The following is a 4508-nucleotide window of genomic DNA, read 5'->3' as shown; positions in this document are numbered from 1 at the left end:
AACAGGGAAATTTTACTTTTGGTTACATATTACTCATTCAAAATCCAAAATCCAAAATTAACATGAGTGCTTATACAAATTCAGAAACAGATCAAGCCGCTGCGGCTTCATTATGTCAGCCCCTATCCACAGATAGACAATTATTTACATACTCAATGACCGGGATTGCCTTTGGTCTGAGTGGTTTAGCACTGTTGCCATTGTTATCCATATTGTGGGAAATCATGTCACGGGGGCTTTCTGGCTTCAGACTAGAGATGTTATTTCATCCATTAATTGAAAATGGGTTTGCTAATGCTATTCTTGGTACTATACTTATGGTAGGTATCGGTGCATTACTCAGTATTCCTGTCGGGGTAATTACAGGAATTTTCTTAGCAGAATTTAGTCAAACCAACCCACTTACGCGGTATGTGCGGTTTATTACTAGCATTCTTACAGGTGTTCCTTCCATTGTTGTTGGGATATTTGCTTATGGTGTGATTGTTTTATTAACTAAGGGATTTAGTGCCATTGCTGGTGGTTTTGCTCTAGCTGTAATTATGCTACCAGTGATAGTATTAACAACAGAAGAGGCTTTAAAGCTAATTCCCGTTCCCCAACGTCTTGCATCCGCAGCATTAGGAGGAACTCGCTTTCAAACTACTTTTCGTGTTATTGTTAGTTCGGCTATCCCAGGGATTACTACGGGGATTTCCCTAGCTATAGCTCGAGCTTCTGGTGAAACAGCACCACTACTTTTTACCGCTTTATTTAGTCAAAATTGGTCAGATGGTTTATTAAGTCCTACTGCTTCCTTACCAGTATTGATTTTTAACCTTTATAACAATCCTGATCCAGCCGTCAATCAACTAGTATGGACAACCTCCATCATTCTCCTGACTTTAGTTTTGTTTTTCAGCTTGCTGTCTCGCGTAATTGCTAAGAAAAGATAAGGTCAACTAAAAAATTTTCTTTCCTACTTTAGTCAATCATGAGTAACTTAACTACTGCCATCCAAGTCAAGAATCTTAGCTTTTACTACGGAAACTATAAAGCTATTCAAGGGATATCATTAGATATCTATAAAAACCAAGTTACTGCATTAATTGGTCCTAGCGGTTGCGGTAAATCCACATTCATTAAAACCATTAATCGGATTAGTGAATTAGAAGGAAAAGTCAAAGTTGAAGGTCGGATAGAGTTTTTTGGTCAAAATATCCATGATCCTCGCATTAATATCAATCGTCTGCGTCGAGAAATTGGCATGGTATTCCAAAAACCCAATCCTTTTCCCATGAGCATTTATGAAAATGTGGCTTATGGTGTGAGAATTGCTGGTAAATCTCCAAAAGTAGTATTAGATGAAATTGTCGAATCTGCCCTTAAAGGTGCGGCTTTGTGGGATGAAGTCAAAGATAAACTTCATCAGTCTGCCACAGGTCTTTCCGGTGGACAACAACAACGTCTCTGTATTGCTAGGGCTTTGGCTGTTAAACCCAAGGTATTGCTAATGGATGAACCCTGTTCAGCCCTTGATCCAATTGCTACAATGAAAGTGGAAGAATTAATTCACCAATTGCGAACAGAATTCACAATTGTGATTGTTACCCATAATATGCAGCAAGCAACTCGTGTTTCTGATTTTACTGCCTTTTTTAGTACCGATGAAAGTCGCATTGGTCAAATGGTGGAATTCGGGGAGACTAGTCAAATCTTTCGTAATCCTCTAGATACTCGGACTCATGACTATGTGTCTGGACGATTTGGTTAACTACAACACCGAATGCGTAGTTTGAGCGTCATCAGGATTTAAAATCAATAGCATTCCTATTCCTAAATCCCAAATTGATATGACTCATTCTCCAGATATTGCCACTTTAGCAAGGTGGATGGCGGCTGATTTCAGTAATCAAGCCCAAGTTTTTGAGAATCCGGCTTTTTTTGCCCATATTCGTGTATGTATGCGTCCCCTCCATTGGGGGGTGTTATCAGGTGTAAGTTTGTTTGTGGAACAAGCTTATGACTATATGTTGAATAAGCCTTATCGGGTGCGGGTATTACATCTGACAACTGTGGGGGATAAAATCCATATTGAAAACTATACTGTCAAAGAAGAAAAGGATTTTTACGGCGCTTCCCGCGATTTACCAAGGTTGCAGACTTTGACAAGCGATCGCTTGGAAAGGCTTTCTGGTTGTAACATGATTGTAGAGTGGACTGGCACCAAATTTAAAGGCACAGTCGAACCGGGAAAGGGCTGCATTGTCATCCGTGACGGGCAAAGAACCTATTTAGATAGTGATTTTGAACTTGATGGTGAACAGTTCATCAGCCGCGACAGAGGGCGAAATCCTGACACCGATGAGCATATCTGGGGGTCTGTTGCCGGTCCATTTTACTTTGTGCGCTGGGCGAATTTTGCCGAAGAAGTGAAATTAAATCCCTAATCTCCACCCAAGGACAGGCTTTGCGTCTGTCCAGTCTGTGAAAAACATGAATCTTCAAAAAAAAATTCTCCCAGATAGTGCAAATTCACAAAAATGGTGCTACTATTAGTAGTTGTGAGTGCGGCGACATAGCCAAGTGGTAAGGCAGAGGTCTGCAAAACCTCCATCCGGCGGTTCAAATCCGCCTGTCGCCTTTATATATATTGTCTGAATCAGGATATCCAGGATTTAGGGATTGACAGGATGGTTTTTTCGTTTCGTTGATAGGGTTTCTGATACTCTGATTTTTATTAATTGTTTTGTTTCCCACATTCAGCATGAGTAAATATACTCAAAATATTTTTCCCAGCAGGTTATTTTGTCAAAAAAAGAATTTCATGAGGGAACACCAAAAAATAAATTACCCAATTTTGTGGGATAGGCATCCTGCCTGTCCTTGATGATTAGCAGGCAAGACTTGTACTGAGCTTGTCGTTCGCGTAGCGTGGCGTTAGCCATAGTATGCCCGCACCACAAGAAATTTTTGGGTATTTTTTTAATTGGAAGTCCCTAAGAGAACTCCACAAAAAAATGATCCAATTTTGTGGGATGGGCATCCTTGCCCGTCCTTGATGATTAGCGGGCAATTCGTCCCGCACCACAAGAAATTTTGGGATATTTTTTTGATTGGAAGTCTCTAATAAACCTGTGCTGCATGAGTTGTCATTGCCAGTGAAAGGAAGCAATCTCTTGACAACCGATAAACCACCTAACGCAAAAATCTCTCAAACCCTTATTCCTCTGTGTCCTCTGCGCCTACGTGGTTGGTTAATCAGGATAATTTATTTCTTGGAAGTCCCTCACTAAATTATTGGGTCTGACGCACCCTACAAGAGATAAAATCCACATTACATATTGAGTAGGGTGCGTCAGATAGAGGAAATCTGTTTTTTACCAAATTATTGGGTCTGACGCACCCTACAAGAGATAAAATCTACATCACATATTTAGAAAACTTTGTCAATGCGTAAGCACTAGGATCATCTTTTTTGTGGATTTCTCTAAAGCTGCGATCGCCGCGGAATGTGGTAAACGACTTGTATTTAAGCCTGATAACGACCCCATCCCCTTGACTGAGGATGGAAGTATTGATTGGTCAAAAGTTACTGCTGTTTGTATTGTTTTCATTGGAGATTACCATGACTAAGACCACCCGACCCTTTACTCCCGATTGGGTATCTTCCCCTGGTGATACCATTGCTGATGTATTAGAAGAGCGTGATTGGACACAAATAGATTTAGCAGACCGATTAGGCTACAGCACTAAACATATTTAGCCAAAAACCCTGGAATGGACATAATTTAAAGCCTCTCTCTTTGCAGGAGAGAGGTTCAACAATACCCATACCACAAACGCTGCGACTGCAATCTTATCGTTGGTTAGAACGTAATTCTCTAGAACCTGAAAAAATCGCAACTATGTTGGTTTCTCTGCGGGAATATTTGGGGGAGGATAGTTTTTATTGGTTTTGTGCTTGTGCTGTTTTTCCTGAGTTGCAATGGAATATCACTATTTATTTGGGTAATGTGTTGAAAACAGCAGTAGGAAAATCTCTTTTAGAAGTTGATTCTTTGACTAATTTGGCGCGGTTACCTTGGTTTCGTTCTGGTTATATTCCAGATTGGTTGCGTGTTGATTTGATTAAGGAATTAACTCAGGAACAAGAGCAGGAAATCAGAACTGCACTAAAAAACTTACTCAATCAGGTTAATCATACTTCTGGAAATGGGTGGAAGTTATCAATAGCAAAAATGTCTGTAAAAACTATTTCTCAAGATAGTCCATTACAAGATTATCTATTTTTGGATTTTATGACTAAACCATCTTTACTTGATCTCAAAGTACCAGAAAAGTTTAGTCAATTATTGCCAAAATCCAAAAATCAAGTTTCTAAAAAAACGCAAATCAACCGCAGACGATTTTTGCAAATGATCGGTTTAGGAGGTGTAGGTTTAGTGACAGCAGTAGTAGGTAATCAGATCTTAAAACCTAAAATTTCAGAACCTATCAAAGCTTCTCGTACTTGTAAGTTTGAGGTA

At 39.7% G+C, this 4508-nt stretch carries 6 protein-coding genes and 1 tRNA gene; all 7 read left to right on the top strand.

Annotated elements, in window-relative coordinates; genetic code table 11:
• Nucleotides 1-62 precede the first annotated feature (62 nt).
• Complete coding sequence (gene pstA, locus FJR37_RS23410) at nt 63-935, top strand: phosphate ABC transporter permease PstA (protein WP_039201098.1); 873 nt, start codon at nt 63-65, stop codon at nt 933-935.
• 38 nt (nt 936-973) lie between these two features.
• Nucleotides 974-1753 (top strand): phosphate ABC transporter ATP-binding protein PstB, encoded by a 780-nt coding sequence (gene pstB, locus FJR37_RS23405; protein ID WP_039201099.1) that lies wholly within the window; start codon nt 974-976, stop codon nt 1751-1753.
• Between the two features lie 79 nt (nt 1754-1832).
• A complete protein-coding gene (locus FJR37_RS23400; protein ID WP_039201100.1) occupies nt 1833-2429 on the top strand; it encodes a chromophore lyase CpcT/CpeT in 597 nt (198 codons plus the stop codon).
• A gap of 122 nt (nt 2430-2551) precedes the next feature.
• Nucleotides 2552-2623 (top strand) — tRNA-Cys (locus FJR37_RS23395).
• Nucleotides 2624-3459: 836 nt separating this feature from the next.
• Complete coding sequence (locus FJR37_RS23390; RefSeq protein WP_235335054.1) at nt 3460-3615, top strand: hypothetical protein; 156 nt, start codon at nt 3460-3462, stop codon at nt 3613-3615.
• Nucleotides 3608-3745 (top strand): hypothetical protein, encoded by a 138-nt coding sequence (locus tag FJR37_RS23385; RefSeq protein ID WP_254434648.1) that lies wholly within the window; start codon nt 3608-3610, stop codon nt 3743-3745. Before FJR37_RS23390 ends, FJR37_RS23385 begins: the two co-directional genes overlap by 8 nt.
• A gap of 40 nt (nt 3746-3785) precedes the next feature.
• Nucleotides 3786-4508: twin-arginine translocation signal domain-containing protein (locus FJR37_RS23380; RefSeq protein WP_168467251.1), on the top strand; the 723-nt coding region annotated here is incomplete at its 3' end.

Source organism: Aphanizomenon sp. UHCC 0183 (genome assembly GCF_009712065.1).
GTDB classification, from domain to species: Bacteria; Cyanobacteriota; Cyanobacteriia; order Cyanobacteriales; family Nostocaceae; genus Dolichospermum; species Dolichospermum heterosporum.
This window is presented reverse-complemented; position numbering and strand designations above follow the sequence as displayed.